Annotated in this window: 1 protein-coding gene; it reads left to right on the forward strand. The window is 59.6% G+C overall.

Translation table 11 applies throughout. From position 1 onward, the window contains the following. Nucleotides 1-418, forward strand: a 418-nt coding sequence (locus tag BK660_RS29925) for an AAA-type ATPase lid domain-containing protein (RefSeq protein WP_311202915.1), incomplete at its 5' end; no start/stop codon positions are given. Nucleotides 419-495: the final 77 nt, after the last annotated feature.

Raw genomic sequence — 495 nt, forward strand, 5'->3', positions numbered from 1 at the left:
ACGTGAGCGTCTTGATGATCTGCCTGCGCTTAGCGAAGCGATTCTGGAAGAGCTGCGCAGTCAGCACGAGTTGCACGGTGATGCGCTGGCGTTGCTTGGTCAGCACGCCTGGCCTGGGAATATTCGCGAGCTGCGCAATGTGCTGGAGCGGGCAGCGTTGCTCAGTGATGACTTGATGCTGACCGAGCAGGATCTTCGTGCGGCGATTGGTACGGTGTCGCCGGTTGAGCGGGCCTCGGTGCCGACGATGGAGACGCTGGCTGACGAGACTTTTGCTCAGGCGCGGGAGCGATTTGATCGGCAACTGATTCAGACAGCCCTTGCGCAATGTGCGGGGAACGTACCGGAGGCAGCGGCTCGACTGGGGCTGGGGCGGTCGACGCTGTACAAGAAGATGGTGGCGTTGGGAATCGCTTGAGTCTCCATACAGAGATATAGATCTCCACATAGAGACAGACACACAGGAGTGCTTCGCACTCATCGCGAGCAGGCTCA

Source organism: Pseudomonas brassicacearum, from assembly GCF_003732265.1.
In the GTDB taxonomy this organism is placed as follows: Bacteria; Pseudomonadota; Gammaproteobacteria; order Pseudomonadales; family Pseudomonadaceae; genus Aquipseudomonas; species Aquipseudomonas brassicacearum_D.